Source organism: Lentzea sp. NPDC051208 (assembly GCF_040682435.1).
Lineage (GTDB): Bacteria > Actinomycetota > Actinomycetes > Mycobacteriales > Pseudonocardiaceae > Lentzea > Lentzea kristufekii.
Genome location: NZ_JBFBAW010000012.1, coordinates 211232 through 232745, shown reverse-complemented (window position 1 = coordinate 232745; position 21514 = coordinate 211232). Strand labels below are relative to the sequence as shown.

The 21514-nt window shown below is 69.1% G+C and carries 21 protein-coding genes; 6 read left to right on the top strand and 15 right to left on the bottom strand.

The annotated features are described in order from the left end of the window. Positions 1-85: 85 nt before the first annotated feature. Positions 86-475, bottom strand: a complete 390-nt coding sequence (locus AB0M48_RS28505) for a hypothetical protein (RefSeq protein ID WP_363847672.1) — start codon at positions 473-475, stop codon at positions 86-88. Between the two features lie 190 nt (positions 476-665). Here AB0M48_RS28505 and AB0M48_RS28500 point away from each other — a divergent pair, with 190 nt between their 5' ends. Further along, positions 666-1820: a metallophosphoesterase gene (locus AB0M48_RS28500; protein WP_363847669.1), complete on the top strand. Its 1155-nt coding sequence runs from the start codon at positions 666-668 to the stop codon at positions 1818-1820. On the opposite strand, the gene AB0M48_RS28495 is transcribed toward AB0M48_RS28500, so the two are convergent. Both AB0M48_RS28495 and AB0M48_RS28490 read right to left on the bottom strand, forming a co-directional pair. Beyond that, positions 1807-2352: a histidine phosphatase family protein gene (locus AB0M48_RS28495; RefSeq protein WP_363847666.1), complete on the bottom strand. Its 546-nt coding sequence runs from the start codon at positions 2350-2352 to the stop codon at positions 1807-1809. The genes AB0M48_RS28500 and AB0M48_RS28495 overlap by 14 nt on opposite strands. Beyond that, positions 2349-3263, bottom strand: a complete 915-nt coding sequence (locus AB0M48_RS28490) for a hypothetical protein (protein WP_363847663.1) — start codon at positions 3261-3263, stop codon at positions 2349-2351. Before AB0M48_RS28490 ends, AB0M48_RS28495 begins: the two co-directional genes overlap by 4 nt. 452 nt (positions 3264-3715) lie before the next feature. Here AB0M48_RS28490 and AB0M48_RS28485 point away from each other — a divergent pair, with 452 nt between their 5' ends. Next, positions 3716-4825, top strand: coding sequence for a hypothetical protein (locus tag AB0M48_RS28485; RefSeq protein ID WP_363847660.1), 1110 nt, complete (start codon positions 3716-3718; stop codon positions 4823-4825). Here the strand turns inward: AB0M48_RS28485 and AB0M48_RS28480 are convergent. Together AB0M48_RS28480 and AB0M48_RS28475 are read right to left on the bottom strand one after the other, a co-directional pair. Then, a complete protein-coding gene (locus AB0M48_RS28480) occupies positions 4778-5980 on the bottom strand; it encodes a sugar efflux transporter (RefSeq protein WP_363847658.1) in 1203 nt (400 codons plus the stop codon). The two genes, AB0M48_RS28485 and AB0M48_RS28480, sit on opposite strands and share 48 nt — an antisense overlap. 64 nt (positions 5981-6044) lie before the next feature. Next, positions 6045-7397: a gamma-glutamyltransferase gene (locus tag AB0M48_RS28475; protein WP_363847655.1), complete on the bottom strand. Its 1353-nt coding sequence runs from the start codon at positions 7395-7397 to the stop codon at positions 6045-6047. Positions 7398-7525: 128 nt separating this feature from the next. Between AB0M48_RS28475 and AB0M48_RS28470 the strand changes: the two genes are divergently transcribed. Beyond that, on the top strand, positions 7526-8119 hold the full coding sequence (locus AB0M48_RS28470; protein ID WP_363847652.1) for a DedA family protein: 594 nt from the start codon (positions 7526-7528) through the stop codon (positions 8117-8119). Here AB0M48_RS28470 and AB0M48_RS28465 read toward each other — a convergent pair. Both AB0M48_RS28465 and AB0M48_RS28460 read right to left on the bottom strand, forming a co-directional pair. Further along, positions 8026-9234: an MFS transporter gene (locus AB0M48_RS28465; RefSeq protein WP_363847650.1), complete on the bottom strand. Its 1209-nt coding sequence runs from the start codon at positions 9232-9234 to the stop codon at positions 8026-8028. The genes AB0M48_RS28470 and AB0M48_RS28465 overlap by 94 nt on opposite strands. Before the next feature lie 202 nt (positions 9235-9436). Beyond that, positions 9437-10171: a carbonic anhydrase family protein gene (locus AB0M48_RS28460; protein ID WP_363847647.1), complete on the bottom strand. Its 735-nt coding sequence runs from the start codon at positions 10169-10171 to the stop codon at positions 9437-9439. A gap of 334 nt (positions 10172-10505) precedes the next feature. Here AB0M48_RS28460 and AB0M48_RS28455 point away from each other — a divergent pair, with 334 nt between their 5' ends. After that, complete coding sequence (locus tag AB0M48_RS28455; protein ID WP_363847644.1) at positions 10506-10856, top strand: MmcQ/YjbR family DNA-binding protein; 351 nt, start codon at positions 10506-10508, stop codon at positions 10854-10856. On the opposite strand, the gene AB0M48_RS28450 is transcribed toward AB0M48_RS28455, so the two are convergent. Next, on the bottom strand, positions 10853-12031 hold the full coding sequence (locus AB0M48_RS28450; protein ID WP_363847641.1) for a hypothetical protein: 1179 nt from the start codon (positions 12029-12031) through the stop codon (positions 10853-10855). The genes AB0M48_RS28455 and AB0M48_RS28450 overlap by 4 nt on opposite strands. 63 nt (positions 12032-12094) lie before the next feature. Then, positions 12095-12643, bottom strand: a complete 549-nt coding sequence (locus AB0M48_RS28445) for a class I SAM-dependent methyltransferase (RefSeq protein WP_363847826.1) — start codon at positions 12641-12643, stop codon at positions 12095-12097. A gap of 57 nt (positions 12644-12700) precedes the next feature. Here AB0M48_RS28445 and AB0M48_RS28440 point away from each other — a divergent pair, with 57 nt between their 5' ends. Both AB0M48_RS28440 and AB0M48_RS28435 read left to right on the top strand, forming a co-directional pair. Beyond that, a complete protein-coding gene (locus AB0M48_RS28440) occupies positions 12701-13876 on the top strand; it encodes an SGNH/GDSL hydrolase family protein (RefSeq protein ID WP_363847639.1) in 1176 nt (391 codons plus the stop codon). 89 nt (positions 13877-13965) lie between these two features. Beyond that, positions 13966-14514, top strand: coding sequence for a DUF4232 domain-containing protein (locus tag AB0M48_RS28435; protein WP_363847636.1), 549 nt, complete (start codon positions 13966-13968; stop codon positions 14512-14514). Here the strand turns inward: AB0M48_RS28435 and AB0M48_RS28430 are convergent. The 6 genes from AB0M48_RS28430 to AB0M48_RS28405 all read right to left on the bottom strand — a co-directional run bounded on the left by AB0M48_RS28430 (position 14511) and on the right by AB0M48_RS28405 (position 21306). Then, complete coding sequence (locus tag AB0M48_RS28430) at positions 14511-15440, bottom strand: hypothetical protein (protein WP_363847633.1); 930 nt, start codon at positions 15438-15440, stop codon at positions 14511-14513. The two genes, AB0M48_RS28435 and AB0M48_RS28430, sit on opposite strands and share 4 nt — an antisense overlap. After that, positions 15437-17494 (bottom strand): PQQ-dependent sugar dehydrogenase, encoded by a 2058-nt coding sequence (locus AB0M48_RS28425; protein WP_363847630.1) that lies wholly within the window; start codon positions 17492-17494, stop codon positions 15437-15439. The genes AB0M48_RS28430 and AB0M48_RS28425 overlap by 4 nt, the downstream gene beginning before the upstream one ends. A gap of 95 nt (positions 17495-17589) precedes the next feature. Then, entirely contained in the window at positions 17590-18609 is a 1020-nt protein-coding gene (locus AB0M48_RS28420) for a PQQ-dependent sugar dehydrogenase (RefSeq protein ID WP_363847627.1), read from the bottom strand. A 68-nt stretch (positions 18610-18677) separates the two neighbouring features. Next, positions 18678-19469: an ABC transporter ATP-binding protein gene (locus AB0M48_RS28415; RefSeq protein WP_363847625.1), complete on the bottom strand. Its 792-nt coding sequence runs from the start codon at positions 19467-19469 to the stop codon at positions 18678-18680. Between the two features lie 11 nt (positions 19470-19480). Then, on the bottom strand, positions 19481-20488 hold the full coding sequence (locus AB0M48_RS28410; RefSeq protein WP_363847622.1) for an ABC transporter substrate-binding protein: 1008 nt from the start codon (positions 20486-20488) through the stop codon (positions 19481-19483). Next, positions 20485-21306 carry an ABC transporter permease gene (locus AB0M48_RS28405; protein ID WP_363847619.1) on the bottom strand — a complete coding sequence of 274 codons (822 nt, stop codon included), beginning with the start codon at positions 21304-21306 and terminating at the stop codon, positions 20485-20487. Before AB0M48_RS28405 ends, AB0M48_RS28410 begins: the two co-directional genes overlap by 4 nt. Between the last annotated feature and the right edge of the window lie 208 nt (positions 21307-21514).

Genomic DNA, 21514 nt, shown 5'->3' with positions numbered 1-21514 from the left:
CCTGGCACCACCCGAGCCCGGCGCCATCGGCCGTTCGGACCAGCGTCCACCACGCGGGACACTGGTCCAAGCCCGAAGAAACGAGCTAGAGCGCGAGCGCGCCCTCGATGCGGGCCACCATCGCGTCCTCGGCCTCGACGACGACACCGTCGGCCTCGGCGACCTCGCGGCAGATCGCCAGCACGGCGCGCGGGAAGTCCCTGGCGTCCTCCGGCGACTTGGCCGTGAGGGTCTTCATCGAGGAGCGCAGCGCCTCCAGGACGACGGGCTCGATCTCCTCGTCGGTGCCGGCGGGCACGGACGGGCGGGCGCTGCCCAGCACGATGCGCAGGTCGGGCGACAGGTTGGCGAGCGCGCGCAGGCCGGCGAAGCGTTCCTCCAGCACGGGGCCGGGGTCGGCGTGGGAGACCAGCAGCATGGCGCCGTACACGGCGGTGCGCAGCGTGCGGCTCTCCTCGTCGGTGTAGAAGATCATGTGGCCCACTCCAGGTCGTCGGGTCAGGCGGTTGTTCTGGTGTTGTTCAGAAGACTCTCCAGCTCTCTCGCGGTTGCTTCTCAGCTGCGAAAACGCCTGTGATGGACGTCTATCGCGGACGCAGCGAACAAACTGACCGGGCTGTGCGTTGAGATGGGTTGAGACCTGTCCAGCCCAGGAGGATGCACGCATGACGACCACCGCTACCCGGCCCCGCATCACGGTTCGGCGGGTGGTGTTCACGCTCGTCCTCTTCTCCGTGACGACGCTGCTGTTCTGGGTGCCGTTCGAGGGCCTGTTCGCGGCGAGCGCGGAGTGGCCGGCCCCGGTCCGGCCGATCGCCGCCGTCGTGTTCGTCGCGGCCGCCATCACGATGATCGTGCTGTTCACCCAGCGCGGCAGCGACCGCGCGGCGCGGATCTCACAGTTCCTGCTGGGCTTCGTGTGGATCGCGTTCGTGTGGACGCTGATCACTGACGTGGTGCGGCTCGGACTCGCGCTCGGCGGCGTCGAGAACCCGTTCCGCTCCCGTTTCATCGCCGTGCTGCTCGCCGTCCTCATCGTCACCGTGACGGTCTACGGGGTGTACGAGGCGATGCGCGTGCCTCGCATCAAGCGGCAAGACGTGACGATTCCCCGGCTCGACCCCGCGTTCGACGGCCTGACCGTCGCGGTCATCACCGACACGCACTACGGCGCCATCAACCGCGCGAAGTGGTCGAGGGGCATGGTCGACGCGGTCAACGAGCTCGGCGCCGACGTTGCCGTGCACGTCGGTGACATCGCGGACGGCACCGCCGAGCAGCGCCTGGAGCAGGCCACCCCGCTCGGCGACGTGAACACCGAGCACCGCTTCTACATCACCGGCAACCACGAGTACTACTCGAACGCGCAGGGCTGGATCGACCTGATGACCCGGCTGGGCTGGAAGGCGCTGCGCAACGAGCACGTGGCATTGGAGCGCGGCGGCGCCAAGCTGGTGTTCGCGGGCATCGACGACGTGACGGCCAGCCACTCGGGCGAGCCCGGCCACGCCGCCGACCTCGCGCTCGCGTTGCGCGGCGCCGACTCCAGCGCCCCGGTCGTGCTGCTCGCGCACCAGCCGTCCGAGATCAAGAAGGCCGTCGACGCCGGGGTGGACCTGCAGCTGTCCGGGCACACCCACGGCGGGCAGATCTGGCCGTTCCACTACCTGGTGCGGCTGCAGCAGCCGGTGGTCGCCGGCCTGAGCAGGCACAGCGACCGCACCCAGCTCTACACCAGCCGCGGCGCCGGCTTCTGGGGCCCGCCGATGCGCGTCTTCGCGCCCAGCGAGATCACCCTGCTGACGCTCAAAGCCGGCTGAGGTGCACCCCGGATAGATGGCCACTGTCGTTGAACCTGACCAACTGGGGTGACTCGCCGGTCGTGTAGCGGATGACCGTGAGCGCCGCGTGGTCGTGGTTCAGCGTCAGCCACCGCTCGGGCGGGGCGTCCAGCGCGTCCCGCACGAGCCAGCCGATCAGGAACGAGTGCGTCACGACCAGCACCGGGCCGTCGCCTGGCCGGGCGAACCGCGTCTCGGCCTCGTGGGCCCGCGCCGGCCCACGGGTGCGTTCGGACTCCGGGAACCGGTCGAAGAACTCGTCGTGGTCGGGGACGAAGTGCGGTACGTAGTCGTCCGCCGCCGCCTCGACGCGGCAGGGCACGCGCAGCACACCGGCGATGATCGACGCGGTCTCGGCGGCACGAGGTGAGGGGCCGTGGTGCACGGCCGCGAAACCCGTGCCGCGCAACCGTTCCGCCAGGGCCTCGGCCTGCTTGCGGCCACGCGCCGTCAGCCGGGACCCGTCCTTCGTCGCCTCGCCGTGCCGGACCAGGTGCAGATCTCTTGTCACGCCGTGCAGTCTGCCTTGACGGCACTCGCGGCGTGATGGGCGTAGGTCGGTCCGGAACTGTTCCAGTCCTGACCTCGGGTGACGAGCTGCACGGTCAGGTTTCCGCTGGCCTTGAACTTCCCGACGCCGACCCACTGCCCGCGCTTGTCGACCTGCTTGATCGCGAACGACGCCATCGGGGTGCCGCCGACGCCGTTGCGGTCGAACACGTAGTACACGGTCGGGTTACCCCCGACCTCCTGCAGACCGCCGTTCGGGATGTGCACGGAGACGTCGCACGTGCCCGTCGCCGCGAACGTCCACATGCCGTAGGCCGAGTTGTCGTCGCGGCGCGCGTCGCCGGACATCGGGATCGACACGAACGTCGAGCCGCACCTGCCGTCGCCGTGGTCGACCCAGCCCTTGCGGCCGTCGCGGTACGACCCGACGTTGGTGTAGCCGCCGCAGCCGGGGCCGGTCGTGAAGGACTTGGCGCCGCCGGGAGCCCTGCCGGTGTCACCGGCGGGTGGCGCGACGGCGTTCTGCGTCGTCGTCGGCATCAGTCCCAGCGCGGACGAGGCGAGCGACGGGTCCAGGCTGTTCGCCGACGTGGACTCCGCCGGCAGTTCCTCCGGCGGGGTGATCAGGCCGGGGATGTAGCTGTGCGAGGGCTGCGCGGTGTCCGTGCCGCCGCTGCCGGAGCTGCCGTCGAACGTGACGAGGGCGATCCCGCCGAGGACGAGGAGCGCGGTGATGGCGACGATCGCCGCGGTGCGGGGCTTGAACGGGCCGGCCGGCGGCTTCTCCTCCTGCTCCGGGAGGTCACCGGCCGAGGCCCAGCGGGCGGCACCCCTGGCGCGGGCGGCCTCCATCAGCGCTGGGTCGGGCGCCAGATGGCGCTCGGTCGGTTCTTCGGGGAACTGGGTCGGCACGGAGCGCAGTGTGCCAGGGACACAGGGCCACTCGAACGCGTGGTTCTTTCACGAACGGGTTGTTTGACTCAATGGACCGCACGCTGTGCAAGCGACTGGTCCGTTTCGTCTACGTAACGTGACGGCGACCGTTGGAGCCGGCCGCGATTCCTGACTCGTGAGTCAAGCTAAGCACCGGTGCGCACCTGCGCACACCTGCCGCATCGGCCCCGAAAATCCGGATCTTGTCCCGGTTCCCGCGTCACAGAACGAAAACACCTGCAGAACGCCTTGATCTCGTCGCGTTTCGGCGGCAACAGAACCGGCCCAGAGCCGTCATGTTCCGGACACGAAGTCGATCGGTCGCACGATCTGGCGGCACCGGCGTCGTCGGCAGGACGGGTTCCGGCGCCTCGATTTCCCGTGAGTGCGGCAGTAGCCAAGCCCCTCCCGGCCCGCCTAGGGTGCCCGCCATGCCTTCAGGTAGACAGGCCGTCGTGCTGCTTGCCGCCCTCGTGGCGGGTTGTGGCACGGCGATCCCCGGTACTCCCGTCGCCGGACCTCGGTCACCTCAGACATCGACGTCCCAGACCGTCACCGTCGTGACGACGACTCCCGCGCCGAGCAGCAGCGCCGTCCCTCCGCCTGCTCCCCCGCCCCCGCCTGCCCCCGTCGCGAAGTTCGGCAACCCGAACGGCACCACCGCCGTGCCACCGGAGGCCGCCGCCGAGGACACCTCGAAGCCCACCCGCGTGATCGGCACCGGCACGCCCGCGAGCTGCACGTCGCAGGCCGTGGTCGACGCGGTCGCCGCCGGAGGGATCGTCACCTTCAGCTGCGGGCCGCAGCCGCTCACCATCCCGCTGGCCACGACCGCGAAGGTCCGCGCGAGGACCGTTCTGGACGGCGGCGGCCGCATCACGTTGAGCGGCCAGGGCCAGCGTCGGGTGCTCGACCACAACGCGCCGAGGCTCGTCGTCCAGAACATCACCCTCGCCGACGGCAACTCGACCGGCGACACGGCCGACGGCGGGGGTGGCGGCGCGATCATGGTGCGCGGCGGTCAGCTCAAGGTCGTGAACTCCCGCTTCGCGAACAACAGGTGCGACGCCAGCGGACCCGACCTCGGCGGTGCCGCGATCCGCGTGACCGACTGGGCCGAGAAGGTGCCGGTCCACATCACCGGCAGCACGTTCGAGGGCGGTGTGTGCTCCAACGGCGGCGCGCTGAGCAGCATCGGCGCGTCGTGGGTCGTGCTCAACAGCCTGATGAGGAACAACAAGGCCATCGGCCGCGGCGCCAACCCGGCCCGCGGTGGCACGCCGGGTGGCGGCAGCGGTGGCGCGATCTACAACGACGGCAACACGTTCACGCTGCGCGTCGCCGGTTCGCTGATCGAGGACAACCAGGCCAACGAGGGCGGCGGCGCGGTGTTCTTCGTCAGCAACGACAACTCGGGCTCGATGTCGGTCGAGGGCTCCACGCTGCGCCGCAACCCGAGCCTCGGGTTCGAGACCGTCAAGGGGATCTTCTACCTAGGCGTGGGCGGCAAGCCGAAAATCACCGCTTCGACGATCCAGTGAGCCCGCGACCAGCAGGAGCGCGAGGCCGGCGACGCACATCGCCAGGCTGAAGCCGTAGACCCAGCGGAACCCCAGCTGCTGGGAGACACCGAGCAACGCGCCCGCGACCATGCCACCGACGATCTGGGTGTTGCTGAACATCGTCGTGGCGTGGCCGGGGCGGCCGGGGTCGAGGCTCTGGAAGTACGTGATGCCGACGCCCATGATCAACGAGATGGCGGCGGCGTGCAGCAGCTGCGCGGCCATGACCTGCCAGATGGCGTCGGTGAACACCATCAACCCGTGGTAGCTCAACGAGATGGCCGCGCCGATGAGCACGAGCCTGTGCTGCGACATCCGGTTCGCCAGCGAGCCGAACCACAGCATCATCGGGATCTCCAGCGCCGCGCACAGGCCCATCGCGAGCCCGGCGTCACCGGCCGTGCCCTGCAGTTCGGTCGTGATGAACAACGGCAGGCCGCTCACCGCGAGGCCCACGGCCCCCTGCAGGAACAGGAAAGCGGCGGAGACGACCACCATGGTCCTGCCCGCGGAGCCGGCGGCTTCCTCGGTCTTCTTCTCCTCTTCCGCCCGCGCGGGCGGCACCGGGAGCGTGAGGGCGAGGACCGCGACACCGAGTTGCAGCACGGCGGTGGAGGCGAACAGACCGATCCACCCGGTCTTCGCGACGAGCAGCGCGGCCACCGGCGGTCCGGCGACCCAGGCGACCGAGAGCAACGTCCGCAGCACGCTGACGACCATCGACGGTCCCTGCGAGACCTGCCGGCCGTACGCGAAGAGCTGTGGCAGCAAGGCGCCCGTGATAGCGACGAACACGACGGACGTGCCGAGCAGGAACCAGTAGTCGCGCAGCACGGCGAACAGGCCGTATCCGACGGCCCCGGCGACCCCGCCCGCGGCGAGCAGGTACCGGCGCTGCACCCGGCCGTCCGAGAGCCTGCCCATGATCGTGCTCGCCACGACCTGCGCGATCGGGCTCACGATCAGGAAGAAGCCGAGCTGGAACGGCGTGACCTTGATCTCGCTCGTGAGGAACAGCGAGCCGAACGGCATCGCGAACGCCATCGACAGGCCGCACACGACGCTGATGCCGGAGAGTTGGAGGAACGTACGGGACAGGAGCGGCGAGGATGTTCTCTCGCTGAGAGCCGTCACCGGGTAATCGTGCTCGTTGAGCGGTCAATCAGGAAACTAGATATCCCATTATGCGGGCAATCTCTCACACCACGACGATCGCACCGTCGCGACGGTGATCTGCACCACCTCTGAGCAGGCCGGATTCGGTCATTTCGACCACCTGGCAGCCGCCGAAGAACATGCTCGGCGCGCGAAACCGGGTGATCGGGAGTTCGCTTTCCGGTCGAATTCCCGGTTCGACGTGGAGGTGGTCTCCGCTCAGGTGCATGCGCGGCGCGTCGACCGCGTCCTGGGCGGCCATGCCGCGGTCGAGGACGTTCACGAGCACCTGCAGGATCGCGCCGCAGATCCGGCTGGACCCGGCGCTGCCGAGCACGAGTTCGGCCTGCCCGTGCTTGGTCACCACGGTCGGCGCCATCATCGACGGCAGCCGGTCGCCGGGCGCGTGGCTGAAGAACCCGTCCGGCGACAGGTCCTCCTCCCCCATCATGTTGTTCAGGTGCACGCCGGCGATCGAGATCCCGGAGCCCGCGCCGTTCGTCGTGGTCACGCTGCAGGCCGTGCCGTCCGCGTCGAGCACGGAGATGTGCGTGGTCGAGCCGAGGCGGTTCAGGTGCGTCTTCGGGGTGGCGAGTGCACGGATGAGGTCCTGCTGCGACGGGTTGTCCGGCAACGCTTCCAGCATCTGTGTGAGCAACGCACCACCCGCGGCGGGTGGTGGGTTCGTGTGGATGTCACGGCCGCGATGCCGCACGTGCAACGGCTCGCGGCGCACGGCTTCGTAGGCTTCCAGGTCCTGGCGGCTGAGGTCGCCGCCCTTCGACCTGATCCAGTCGGTGATCGCAACCGCGATGTCGCCGGTGTAGAACGGCGCCGCGCCGTCGCTGCCCAGCCGGTCGAGGGCCTCGGCGAGTGCGGGCTGCACGAGGAGTTCGCCTTCTTCGAACGCGGTGAGGCCCGCGCTGTGGGCGAGCGGCACCAGCAGGGACGTGACGTACGCCTGGTACCGGTTGATCCGATGGCCTTCACGGGCGTGCATCGCCGCCGTGGCCACGAGTTCGTGCAACGGCGCACGCCCGTAGGCGGCGGCTGCGGCAGCACCGGCCGGCATGCCGTACGCGGCGACCGAGGACGGTCCCACGTGGAATTCCTGTTCCGCGTCACCGAAGTGGACGGTGATGGGGGTCAGCGGAGCGCGATCGCCCGCCGTCCCGAGTCCCGGTGCGACGGCCGAGAAGTCCAGCAGCACAGGGATTTCCCCGGCCGGCGCGATCATCATGTACCCGGCGGAACCGAGCCCGGTCAGCAACGGCTCGGTGACGCAGGAAGTCAGCATCGCGGCGACCGCCGCGTCCACGGCGTTCCCCCCGGCACGCAGCATCACCGCGCCCGCCTGTGCGGTGAGCGGGTGGCCCGCCGCGATCGCGCCTCGCACCGTGAACCTCCAGAAGAGAAGGCGGTCAACGGTAGACCTCGATGCGGCATGCCGACCACTCGGCCCGCTCGGCGAGCACTTGGGTCCCGGAGGTTGAGATCATGGTCAAAACGGGTATTTCGACGACCATGGAGTGGATCACTCGGCTGATGGAGGCGCTGGGCTCGCCCGGCGCGGGCATCGCGGTCGCACTGGAGAACGTGTTCCCGCCGGTGCCGAGCGAGGTGATCCTGCCGCTGGCGGGGTTCACCGCCGGCCAGGGCAAGATCTCGCTGATCGCCGCCATCCTGTGGACGACGGCGGGCTCGGTGGTCGGTGCCCTGGTGCTGTACGGCCTGGGCGCGTGGCTCGGGGTGGAGCGGCTGCGCAAGGTCGCGGACAAGATCCCGTTCGTCACCGCGTCCGATGTGGACAAGGCCGACGAGTGGTTCGACAAGCACGGCACCAAGGCCGTGTTCATCGGGCGCATGGTGCCGGTCGTGCGGAGCCTGATCTCCATCCCGGCAGGCGTGTCCGGGATGCCGATCCTCAAGTTCACGCTCTACACGGCGGCGGGCAGCCTCGTGTGGAACACCGCGCTGATCCTCGCCGGCTACGCGCTCGGCGACAACTACGAGCTGGTCGACCGCTACCTGGGGTGGGTGTCGACGGTGGTGCTGGCCGCGCTGGCCATCGCCCTCGTCTGGTTCGTGGTCTCCCGCGTCAAGGCGCGCCGTTCGTAGAGCACCGACGCCACCGCGATAGCGAGACCGGCCACGGACAGCGCCACGCCGACCCACGCCGTCGAGGTGTAGCCCCAGCCGGCCGCGATGGCCAGGCCGCCCAGCCACGCACCCGCGCCGTTCGCGACGTTGAGCGACGAGTGGTTGGACGAGGCCGCGAGCGACGGGGCGTCCGGCGAGGCGTCCATCAGCCTGATCTGCAGGGCGGCCGCGAGGATCTGGATGGTGAAGCCCAGCAGGAACAGGAAGAGGAACAGGAAGACCGGGATGGTCGCGGTGAGCCCGAAGAGCACCAGGATCACGCAGACCGCGATCAGCCCGCCGAACACCGAGCCCGCGGGCGAGCGGTCCACGAACCGGCCGCCGAACGTCGCGCCGAGCGTCATGCCGAGCCCGAACACCGCGAGGATCCACGGGACGACACCGGCGGGCAGCCCGGCGACCTCGGTCGTCAGCGGGGCGACGTAGGAGTAGACGGCGAACATGCCGCCGAAGCCGATCATGCCGGTGAAGATCGCGAACCACACCGTCGGGCGGCCGAACGCGCGGACCTCGCCCTTCATCGACGCGCCCTCGACCTTGGGCACCAGCGGCACCCAGGCCGCGATGGCCCCCGCCGTGACGAGCGCGATCACCGCGACCGCGAGGTACGCCGTGCGCCAGCCGATCTGCTGCCCCGCCGCTGTCGCGAGAGGCACACCCACGAGGTTCGCCACGGTCAGACCGACCATCACGCGCGCAACGGCCGTACCGCGCCGTTCTGGGGCAACGAGCGTGGCGGCGACAACGGCCGCGATGCCGAAGAACGCGCCGTGCGGCAGTCCGGCCACGAACCGCGCGATGAGCAGCAGCGTCTTGTCCTGCGCGACTGCCGACAACCCGTTGCCCAGGGCGACCGCGAGCATGAGGCCGATCAGCATCCCCTTGCGCGGGAGCTTGGCCCCGAGCACCGCGATCAACGGCGCGCCGACGACGACACCGGCGGCGTAGAGGCTGATCGCGTGACCTGCCTCGTAGTCGGGGATGCCGAACGTCTCCGCGATCTGCGGGAGCAGGCCCATCGTCGCGAACTCGGTCGTACCGATGCCGAACCCGCCGAGCGCGAGAGCGGTCATGGCGCGGGTGGTGTTCAAGGCTTCCCCAATGGGTGTCAGCAGCAGAGACTAGTTAGCTACTGGAACGATTTTACGGTCCTTCTGACGCGCTTCAGAAGACTCCGGGGCGGTGCCGCTGCTCACACGCCGTTGGATCAGAGGCCTAACTCGTCACGCGCAAGAGGCCGGCCCCGTAGGACCGGCCTCTCTCTTGTCAGCTACCTCAGATGCGCGGGACGTCCACGAAGGTGCGGCCGTTGAGCGGCTGCGTCGCACGGGCGTTGCCCGCGGTGAACAGGCCCTTGAACCGCGCGATGGTCGCGGCCGACACGTGCTGCTCGCCGGTCAGGTACCACTCGACGCCCTCGGTGAACGGCGCCGTGGTGAGCGAGCCGGTGTAGTGCAGCGTGTGGTGACCCGCGGGCAGCAACCGGTTGAGGTCGATGGACTCGATGTCGACCGGCGCACCGCACTCGGGCGAGAGCGTCGCCAGCACGTCGTCCACCACGGAGTGCGAGCCGACGACCAGCGGAACGCCGACCACCAGCAGCTTGCCCGCGGCGCTGCGGTGCACGAGGTGCATCTCGAGCGGGGTGTTGCGGCCGCCGAACTGGTGCTCGGACGGCGTGTGGAAGTGGAACTGGACCAGGTCGTATCTGGTGCCCGCGACCGTGACGTGGCCGGCTCCGGGCTCGACCTCCGCCTCTTCCGTCTCCTCGTGGTCGCGGACCGTGCAGCCGTCGGCCTGGTCCGCGTCCTTGCGGATGTACTTCAGCTCCAGTGCGGAGTGCCCGTAGGACACGTCGAGCTTCGGCGCGTGCGGGTCGAACCGGATCGCGCCGGCGGTGACGTTCACGGGGCTTTGCTTCGGCGTCGCCGACTCGGCCGCGCCGCTCGCGAAGAAGGTCGCGGTGAGCACGAGTGGAAGAAGCGCCGGAAGGGATCGCTTGATGTTCATGGCGCTACTTTTCACCCGATCGGGTGAAATCGGAAAGAGAGTGTGGTCGCGCTCTCATAAGCCGGAAATATTCCCGGTGTTCCAATCGTGACAATTCTGAACTGCTTCAGCGTCGCGACGTGCGAACATGCAGGCCAAAACGATGCAACCCACTTGCAACAAGCGTTTTCGAAACCAGTTCGTTGAGCACGCAAATTCGAATTGAGACGGCGTTGTCCCGGCGCGAGAATTGAAGAACGAGAACGTTCTCGATCACCATTGTCCGATTCAAGCTTATTTGCCGAATTTGCCTGAAGTGACTCCGTTGACGCGGTGTGTCCGACAAGATGGACCGATGGTGACCGTCGCCGACATCCGCGCCGTGGCGCTCACGCTTCCGCGCACCACCGAACACCTCATCCGCGACCGCGTGAAGTTCCGCGTGGGCCAGATCGTCTACGCGGCCCTCTCCCGCGACGAGACCGTGCTGGGCTTCGGCTACCCGCGCGAGGAACGCGAAGCGCTCGTCGCGAGCGACCCGGTCAAGTTCGCGTTCCCCGGCCAGTCCGACATGCGCTTCCAGTGGGTGCACGCCTCGATGGCCGAGCTCGACGTCGAGGAGATGACCGAGCTCGTCATCGGGGCCTGGACGATGTGCGTGCCGAAGAAGGTCATCCGCGAGCACCTCGGTGAGGACTATATTTAGTCAACACTGAAGCTATCGAGCACACCGTCACCGAGTGAGACGAACGTGCCGTCGCGATGCGCGGTCGGCCGGAACCCCGGCACCAGGCCGATGCGCGTGCCACGTTCGGGGTCCCAGACCTCAAGGCCGTCGGCACCGGTCACGTACAACAGTCCTCCGTGGCCCCACATCGGGCCGGCCGGTCCCGCGAACACACCCTGCCGCAGCCCACTCGGCAGTGCGTACAGCTGGACGCCGTCGAGCATCGCCTCGTCGTCCTCGCCGATGCGCTGGACGGCCACCAGGTCGTCCGACACCCAGGCGACCGGCTGGTCCCAGGCGTACCAGCGCTGCGCCAGCCACGTCCCGGCCGGCTCGCCGCCATCCGCCTGCCAGGCTTCCAGGTCGATGGCGTGCGGCATCCCGGCGGGACCCCACACCCAGCGGTCGTCGAGAAGCCACCGGCCGCCGGGACTCGGGGTGAGGCGTCCGTGGAAGGCCCCCGTGCCCTTCGCCTCCCGTTCCGTCAACCGCTCACCGGAGGGCAGGGCGAAGACGTCGAGAACGCTCCAGGCCGTTGCCGCGACCACCCGGTCTCCCGGTAGGAACGCGAGCGGATACGGCGTCTGCTCGGAGTGATAGGTGCCGCGGCCGACCTCCAGCACCACGGTCTTGGTGTTCAGGTCGAGGACAACGGCCCGGGATCCGTTGTCGACGCACACGGCGGCATAGCGGCCGTCCGCCGACGTGTGGAGTGCGAGCAGCGGCTTCCGGGGGTGGTGCGGTTGGGCCTCGTCGACCTCCAGTTCCACCGCGCAGACGAGCCCGTCCTGATCCACCAGGCCCGACTCGGTCAGCGCGAGCCAGCCGTGCGGCAACGGCGCCAGGCAGCGCTCGTTGAGGGGCCGGACGTCCCAGGACTCCGCTCGCACGGTTCCCGCCACGAAGCGGTCCTCGTGCCGGATCTCGGGAGTTCCTCTCCAGCCGAGGCTTTCACCCCGGTCCTCTGCCCTCTCCGCGCACCCCTCGCAGACGGTGAGCAGCGGCTTCCCGAGGCACTCCCCGCACACCACGTCGTACCGCACGCCCGAGCCCGTCAGCACGCGGTAGAAGTCGGGCGACTCCTCCACCAGCATGTGTTCGCACGTGCGGAGGGAACCGGCGGCGGCCGCGTGGCCGCACTCGAGCAGTCTCACCAGGCCGACCCTACTCAGCGCAGAGGCAGCCCACCCCGGGTTCGACCCACTCCCGGCCTGGGGTCAGGGCATGTTGAGGCGGCTCACGGTCACCGCGTAGTCGCCGCCCTCGAAGGGTTTCCGGTCCCAGGTCGCGAACCGTTCGACCAGCGTGAGCCCGGCTTGCGCGCAGTGCTCGTCGTAGTCCTCGGCGGTGTAGCCGCGGTCCAGGCTGAATCCGGCGATCAGCACGTTCCCGACGTGCCTGGCCACGCCGGCGACGAGCGCCGCCTGCGTGCCGGGAGGGGTGAACAGCGGCACGTTGCCCGCCATGACGACCACGTCGAACGTCCGGCCCAGGTCGAGTTCGGCCAGGTCGGACCGCACCCACGGGATGTCCGGCGCCTGCTTGCGCGCGTGGGCCAGCATCGAGGCGTCGACGTCCGCTCCGACCACCTCGATGCCGTGCCTGGCCAGCTCGATCGCGACCCGTCCGGTGCCGCACCCGGCGTCCAGGACGGAGGCCGGCTCGAACGCACGCACGAAGGTCGCCTCTCCGTGCACGTCCATCCCCGACTCGGCGAGCGAGTCGAACCTGCGCTGGTACTCCGCCCCGTTCCACACGACGGGCATCATAGATCCGAAGATCGGCGGATACCGGACGAGCAGGAGCGCTGCCAAGGTCGAGGTATGACGCGCTTTCTGCTGGCAGTGGCGTTGCTCGTGGCCACGGCCTCGCCCGCGCAGGCCGCACCGCCGCGGTGGGTGGGCACGTGGGCGACGGCGCCGTCCTCCGCGGTCCCCGGCACCGAGAACGGCTATCCGAACTTCTCGATGCGCAACATCGTGCACGTCAGCGCCGGGGGCAAGGAGATCCGCGTCCGGCTCTCCAACGCCTACGGCCGCACCCCGGTCCTCTTCGGCCAGGTCACGGTGGCCCGCGCGGCCGGTCCGGACACGCCCCTCGCGCTGCCCGGCACGATGCGCACGCTGACGTTCGGCGGCTCCCGGTCGATCACGGCCCCGCCCGGTGCCGACGTGGTCAGCGACGGCGTGGCGCTGACCGTCCCCGCCGACTCCGACCTGCTGGTGAGCGTCTACACGCCGGAGCCCGGCGGCCCCGTGACGCGCCACCAGCTCACGATGCAGAACTCGTACTTCACCCGCGACGGCGACCACACGGCAGACGAGTCCGCCGCCGCCTACCGCGAACGCACCACGAACTGGCACTACGTCTCCGGCGTGGACGTCAGGTCGTCCAGCCTGCGGGGCAGCGTCGTGGCGCTGGGCGACTCGATCACCGACGGCGCGAACTCGACGTGGGGCGCGAACCTGCGCTGGCCCGACCAGCTCGCCGACCGCGTGAACACCCGCCTGGGCGTGCTGAACGCGGGCATCAGCGGCAACCGCCTGCTGCTCGACGGCGACTGGGCCGGTCCCAACGCGCTGGCCAGGCTGAACCGCGACGTGCTCACCCAGTCCGGCGTCCGCACGGTGATCGTGTTCGAGGGCATCAACGACATCCAGCAGACCCCGCACCAGACCGACCCGGCCAAGATCATCGCCGCGCTGAAGCAGATCGCGTCCCGGTCGCACGACCGCGGCCTGCGGGTGATCGGCGCGACGATCACCCCGTTCAAGGGCTGGAACAGCTACACCGAGGAGCTCGAGTCGGTGCGCCAGGCCGTGAACGCGTTCATCCGGACGAGCTCCGACTTCGACGCCGTCGTCGACTTCGACCAGGTGATCCGCGACCCTGCCGACCCGCAGCGGATCAGGCCCGACTACGACGAGGGCGACCACCTGCACCCCGGTGACAAGGGCTTCGAGGCGATGGCGAAGGCGGTGCGGGTCGCCACCCTCTGACACCCGATCGAGCGATGCCGGTTTGTGAGAGCCCCTGGCCCGGTCATCCGATGGAGATCGACACGAACCACCGGACTAGGGGTCCACGCATGCGTCTCACGATCCTCGCCGCCCTGCTCGCGATCAGCGCCACGGCTTGCGGGGCGCCGGACCCAGCCCCCCAGGCGGCCTCCACCACCGGCTCGGCCACGCCCACGCCGGCGAACGACAAGCAGCGGCACGCGGTGAAGGCCGAGCTGACCATGCAGGGCAGGCCCGGCCTCGGCCTGCTGGCCGCGACGAACCAGGGCACCGCGCCGATCACGTTCCAGGGCTGGCCGAAGCTCGCCTTCAGCAACCCGGCGAACCAGCCCGCCGCGATCCCGGTGGAGCAGAAGCTGGTGCCCGGCGAGGGTCCGTCGATCACGCTGCAGCCTGGGCAGACCGCTTTCGCCGGTGTGCAGCTGGACGTGGACGACGACGCGAACTCGTTCGCCATCAACGAGATGACCGCCGAGCTGCCGGGCATGACGCCGGTGAAGGTGACGTTCATCGGGACGGACGGCCGGCCGATCGCCGACCTGACCAAGCTCAAGGTGAGCGAGGCCGAGGTCGGGACGATGCAGCCAGCCGCCCAGGGCGTCCTGGTGTTCGACTAGCTCTTCATCCAGCGGTACTGCAGGTGCACCTCCCACGGGTGGGCGGCCCGGTCGAGGAACATCAGGCTGTCCATCCGGCAGTTGCAGGCGTTGCCCTCACGGGTGTTCTGCGGGTAGCTGCCGCCGATCTTGTACCCGCGCGGGTCCGTGGCGGACGCGCGGTCGGGCTCCGGTTCGCCTTCGAGCTTCCACGGGTCACCGGCCACGACGTAGTTGCCCGCCAGCGGCTTTCCGTTGCGGTACAGGGCCATCGTGCCGGTGTCGAAGTCGAACGTCGCCGCGAGGAACACCCATTCGTTCTGCGGCAACAGCTGCTGCCACGGCTCGGCGGCCGCGAACGTCTGGGACTCGCCTCCGTCGATCCTGCGGGCCAGCGCGACCAGCTTCAGTTCGCCGCCGACCTGGATCAGCTCCAGCAGCGCGCGCACCGCGTGGCCGTTGGAGTCGCCGGTCAGGATGCCGGCCAGGCCGATGGCGCCGTAGAGGTCGTCCGGGTCGGCGGAGTTCGAGTTCGGGGCCGGGTTCTGGCCCGTCATCTTCACCCAGCCCATGATCGACGCCTGGCGCGTGCCGTTGAACGCCTTGAGCGTGGGCACACCGGTTTCGCTGTACAGGCCCGCCTTCCAGTCGTCGTTGCCGGCGAGGGCCGGGTTGATCTGCTTGAGCTGCAACGAGTTGCGGCTGCGCCGGAACGCTCCGTCGCGCACGCGCATGTCGGCGCCGCCGTTGATCAGCTGCAACGCCGTGCCTGAGCGGCCGCTGTCCCGTTCCAGGGACTCGTTGCCGCGCACCGGGTGTTCGAAGTCGTAGTACGACACCAGGTTGCGGGACAACGTGGGCAGCACCGTGCCGAACGTGGCCTGCGCCGGTGCGGCCAGGCCGACGCTGAACACCGTGACCAGCCCGAGCGCGAGAAGCCGCCTCATCGAACCCCCTTGCCCTGCACTCGCAGGTCGCGAACTCTGCCGATGTTGTCGAAGGAGCCGAAACCGACGCGGCCAGAGGAGAACGTCTTGTCCACTGCGGTCATCAACGGGTACGGCGAACCGTCCACGTACACAGCGATCTCGCCCGAGTCGGCGCAGTGCTTGACCCGCACGCGATGCCAGGCCGTGTCGGTGACGGCTGGAGGCGCGCCGACGGAACGCACGGCATCCCACTGGTGGTCGAGGCGCAGGCGGTCGGCGTTGTTCACCACGAAGATGCCGTTGTGCGGGTAGATCTTGTTGTCCGACGAGAGATGCGCATAGTAGAACTCGGTGTCGGAGCGGTGGCCGAACACGATGATCACGTCCCGGTTGGACTCGGCGACCGGGGTGTCCAGCCGCACCGACGCGTCGACCTGCACCGAGCCGAACGCGGGACCCTTCCGCAGCACCGCGTACTCGAACGGGCGGCGCGGACCCGGCCGGGCGACGCCGGGCTGGGCCAGCACGACCTCGCGGCCGGGGAACTGCCAGAGCGACGGGGTCACCGGCTGCCACGACCGCGCGGAGCCGGTCCCCGCGACGAAGTCGTGGCCGGAGCGGCAGGCGGCGAAGGTGCGGGCACCCGTCACCTTCCAGACCTTGCCGTTCGCCTTGGCCAGCACGTAGAGCTCACCGGCCGCGTCCTGGCCGAAGCGCAGGTCGACCCGGTTCGGGTCGTTCACCAGAGCCTTCATCGTGGTCAGCTGCCCGTTGACGTAGACCATGAGTTCGCGCGACACGGCCATCGGCTTGCCCGCCCGCATCTCGCGTTCGTCGGCGTAGTAGAGCAAGCCCTTCACGCCTTCGCCGTAGATGTACTTGCCGCGCAACGAGGGGATCTTCGAACCGCGGTAGACGAAGCCGCCCATCAACGCGTTGCCGCTGTCCGCACACGGCCGCTGGGACGAGAGGCGGTTGTGGTCGAACGCGGTGACCGGGTAGGTGTAGCCGTACTTCGCGTCGTCGGCGGGCAGCGGGAACACACCGCACGACGGGTCGCCGCGCCGGTACTCCCAGATGCCCTCGCGTTCGCTCCAGCCCAGGTTGGCACCCTTGCGGACCTCGTAGACCGCGTCGACCGCCTTCTCGCCGATGTGGCCCATGTACATCCGGCGGGTGACGCGGTCCCAGCTGAAGCGGTACGGGTCGCGCATGCCGTACGCGTAGATCTCCCCCAGCGCGCCTGCCTTGCGCACGAACGGGTTCGCGCGCGGGATGCCGTACTGCCCGTTCACGCCGTCGCGACCGGCGGGGTCGATGCGCAGGATCTTGCCCTGCGGCAGCGCCAGGTCCTGCGGCACGGTGGTCGAGACGCCGATGCCGCCGTCGCCGGACGCGATGTAGAGCAGGTCGTGGTCCTCGTCCCACCAGCGCGCCGTCGGGTTGAAGCCGATCTCCTGGAAGCCGTGGATGTACGACGCGAAGCCGACCCGCAGCAGTTCGCGGCGCGTGCCGGAGAAGACGTCCGCGCGCGGGTCCGAGGCGGTCCACTCGGTGACCACGCCGTGCACCTGTGAGTTCGCGGGTGAGGGCAGGTCGGGCTTCTTGGTGGTCAGCGCGGCACCGGTTTCGGTGTGCACGGTGTAGAACTTGCCGTTGCGCCTGAAGTCCGGGTGGAACGCGGCGAACCCGAAGCCGCTGCCCAGGCCGCGGTGGGTGTGGAAGTCGGGGCCGATGGCCGCGCCCAGGTCCAGGAACGCGTGCTGCACGCCCTCGTCCAGCAGGTAGAGCTTGCCGTTCATGTCGGGCACGAACATCCGGCCGGAGCCGTCGGGCACCTCGCCGAGGTAGTTGATCCTGTTGTAGCGCACCAGTCTGGTGTCGGTGGGCGGTGGCACGGGCTGCGACTTCGGCAGCTGCGCGACCTCGGTCAGTTCCAGGCCGGTACCGGAGGCGCCCGGTGTCGGCAGCGGGTCGGCGATCGGCGCGTCGGACTGCGCCGACGCGATGGGCGCGAACAACGCCGAGAGCACGAATGTTGTGACTGCCAGACAGGACAAGCGTCTGTACATCCCCCACCACCCTGTGGGCCAGGCCGTGGCAGCACGGCAGCGGAAAGCGCTTTCCAACGCGGCGGCTCCCGGAATCTACCCAGCTAATAAGGTGGTTACAACCCCGCACCCAGTCGTGTGGGCTCGGTGCCACAGACCTTGATCCCGCGCGGAGCGGCGGCCGGGTGCTCGAAGTCGTAGTGGTGCACCACGGCGGACGCGATGCCCGGCGACACCTCGGGCGAAGCTCCGGCCTGCACGGTTGCGGCCGCGCACTCGTTCGGACGGCGCGGACCGGGCCTGGCCGCACCGGCCCTGGAGAGCGCCACCTCGTCGCCGGGGAACCGCCAGCGCGACGGCGTGACGGGCTTCCAGTCGCCCGCACCGCTGTTGGTTCCCGCCGGATCGATGCGCAGGATCTTGCCCTGCGGTACCGAGACGTCCTGCGGCACGTCCGACCGGTAGCCGATACCGCCGTCGCCGACGGCCAGGTACAGCAGCCCGTCCGGGCCGGAGCCGATCTCCTGGAAGCCGTGCAGGTACATCGCGAACCCGACGCGCAGCAGCTCTCGCCGGGTGCCCGCGAACGTCGCCGCCTTCGGGTTCGACGCCGTCCACTCGGTGATCACACCGTGCACCGCGGAGTTCGGCGAGGGAAGGTCGGGCGTGCGGTTCTTCAGCGCGTCCTTGGCCTCGGTGTGCGCGGTGTAGAACTTGCCGTTGCTGGCGAACCGCGGGTGGAACGCGACGAAGCCGAACCCGCTGCCGAGACCCTGGTAGTTGTGGAAGTGCGCGCCGACGGCCGAGCGGACGTCGAGGTACGTCCGCCGCCCGCCGCCGTCCCGGTTCAGCGTGTACATCCTGCCGTTCACGTCCGGCACGAAGAACCTGCCGGAGCCGTCCGGAATTTCGCCGATGTAGTTGATCCGGTTGTACTGCTTGAGCCTGCTGTCCCCCGCCTCCGGAGTGGTCGACGACTGCGGCAGCTGTGCGATCTCCTGCAGCCGCAAGCCGATCCCGGACGGCGCGGGCGCAGGGAGCGGATCCGTCACCGGGCCGGGCTGGGCGGCCGCCTGTGGCACCAGGGTGGCCGCCACCACCGCCAGCACGGCAACGACGGACAGCGATCTCTTCATCGGGCACCACCTCGTGGACAGGCTTGGGAAAGCGCCTACCACGCGGCGGCTGACTGGACTCTACGCTCTCAGTCGTGCCCTGTCACGGCTCCCAGCAGGTCGCGGATGTGCGCGGTCGCCGACGCGAACTCCGGACGGGCCATCGTCGTGGAGTAGTCCCGCTCGGCGGGCAGGTCGACCTCGATGACCTCCTGGACCACCGCGGGCCGTCGCGTCAGCACGATCACCCGGTTCGCGAGGTACACCGACTCCGCGATCGAGTGCGTCACGAGCAGCACCGTCGTGCCGGTCTCCCGCCACACCCGGTGCAGCTCGACGTTCATCTGCTCGCGCGTCAACGCGTCCAGCGCGCCGAACGGTTCGTCCATCAACAGCACGCGCGGCTGGTGCAGCAACGCACGGCACAACGCCACGCGCTGCTGCATGCCACCGGACAGCTCGTGCGGCAGGGCGTTCTCGAACCCGGAGAGCCCCGTCATCTCGATGAGCTCGTCGGCCCGCCTGCGCGCCTCGGCCGAGTTCATCCCGCGCATCTCGGCCTGCAGCAGGATGTTCCTGCGCGCCGACCGCCACTCCAGCAGGGCGGCGCGCTGGAAGACGAACCCGATGTCGTGGCGCGGGCCGCGGACCTGCTCGCCGAGCAGCGTCACCGAGCCCGACGACGGCTTCAGCAGACCGGACACCAGCTTGAGCAACGTCGACTTGCCACAGCCGGACGGCCCGACGATGGACACGAACTCGCCCGGCGCGACGTCGAGCGACACCTGCTGGATCGCCGTCACCTCCGTGCGCTTCGACTGGAAGCGCACGGAGACGTCGTCGATGGCGACAGCGGAAGTGGTTCCCAGAGTTGTGCTCATCCCTGCGATGCTCATCCCTTCGGGGCAACGCTTTCTTCCCAGTAGGCCGACGGCTCGGCGGCTTCCTTGATGATGCCGGTCTTCTGGAAGGTGTCGATGGTCTTCTTCCAGTCCTCGACGGTGTTGGCGCCCGGCGCCTTGTCCTTCGTGGCCTCGGTGTGCAGCAGCGTCAGCGTCGTCTTGAACTGCTCCAGCACGACCGTCGGCGACGGCAGCTGCTCGGCGGCGCCCTTCATCGACTCGGCGGCGGCCTCCGGTGCCTTCTCGGCCTCCGCCCACGCCTCCTGCGTGGCCGCGACCATCTTCTTCACCAGTTCGGGGTCCTTCTGCAGCATCGACTTCGACGTCAGCAGCCCGTTGCTGAAGTAGTTCAGCCCGAACTCGGAGAACCGCAGGTAGCTCACGTCCTTGCCGGACTTCTCCTTGATCGTCGGCCCCTGGTCGGACGCGAAACCGAGCAGCACGTCCGTGCGGTTCGAGATGACCGCGGCCATCTTGCCCGCGGGGTCGATGTTCTGGATGGAGACGTCGGACTCCTGCATGCCGTTCTGCTTCAGGAAGGCCGGGAAAGTCTTCGTCAGCGCGTCCCCCGCCGTTGTCGCGACGGACTTGCCCTTCAGGTCCTCCGGCTTCTTGATGTTCTTGTCGGTGAAGAACTGCACGGACGCCGGGGTGGTCTGCAAGAAGACGCCGATGCTCTTGGCCGGCACGCCCTGCTCGACCGCGGTGGCCAGCGCGGACGTGTCGGCCCAGCCGAAGTCGGTCTGGCCGGCACCGGTGGCCGTGACGGTCTTGCCGGAGCCCTGGCCCGCCTGGATCTTCAGCTTGATGCCGTGCTTTTCGTAGATGCCCTGCTTGACCCCGTAGTAGAACGGCGCGTGCTCGCCGTACGGGTACCAGTTGAGGGTGAGCGTGACCTCCTTGGTCTCACCGCCCGGCCCGGACGTCGTGCCGCCACCTCCACCGCAGGCGGCGACCAGCAGCATTGCGGGAAGTAAGCCTGCGAGCAGTTTCTTCATGTTCCGCCCTTCGCTAGGAGAGTGGTGACGGCGGCGCCGCGACGGCTGGCGTGCCACGGCAGCATCAGCTTCTCGGCGAGGTCGAGCAGGAGGAAGAGCAGGACGCCCACGACCGAGATGACGATCAGGCCGGCGAACAGCATCGGGGTGTCCATGTTGCCGTTGGCCTGCAGGATCACGTAGCCGAGGCCTTCGTTGGAGCCGACGAACTCGCCGACCACGGCACCGGTCACGGCGAGCGTGACGGCGACCTTCAGGCCCGCGAAGAGGTGCGGGAGGGCCGCCGGGAAGCGGATCTTCACGAACGTCTTGACCGGGCCGCCGCCCATCGTCGCGGCGAGTTCGAGCATCTCGGTGTCGACCGACTTGAGGCCGGTGACCGTGGAGATGACCACGGGGAAGAACGCCATCAGCACGGCCACGATCACCTTGGGCTCGAAGCCGAAGCCGAGCCACACGACGAACAGCGGCGCGATCGCGATCTTCGGGATGACCTGGGCGAACAGCAGGATCGGGTACGCGGTGCTCTCGATCGTCCTGGAGTAGACCATCGCGACGGCCACGAGGACACCGAGGACGCCCGCGATGACGAAGCCGAGAACGGTCTCGTAGGTGGTCACCCAGGTGTGACCCGACAGGTACGACCACTTGTCGGCCAGCAGGCCGAAGGTCTTGGCCGGTGACGGCACGAGGTAGGCCTCGACCAGGCCGGTGACGGTGATGAGGTGCCAGATGGCGAGGCAGGCGGCGAGCAGCGCGGCCGGACGCCACGCCCGCTCCACGACGCCGCGCCAGCGGTCCGCCCGAACCGTGTCCACGAAGCTCCCTGAGGTCTCGGAAAGCGCTTTCCAAGTACGCTATGTCCGGTCCACTGCACGGTCAAGACGAAGGATCGATGTAGCAGGACGTCTGCGGATGGGGTGAGACACCATCCGCAGCCTGGACGTACGAGACGACTGAATCGATCTCCCTCACTATTAGCAATTATCTGACGCCGGCGATACCCGGTCAGCCGGTGTGGCAGGT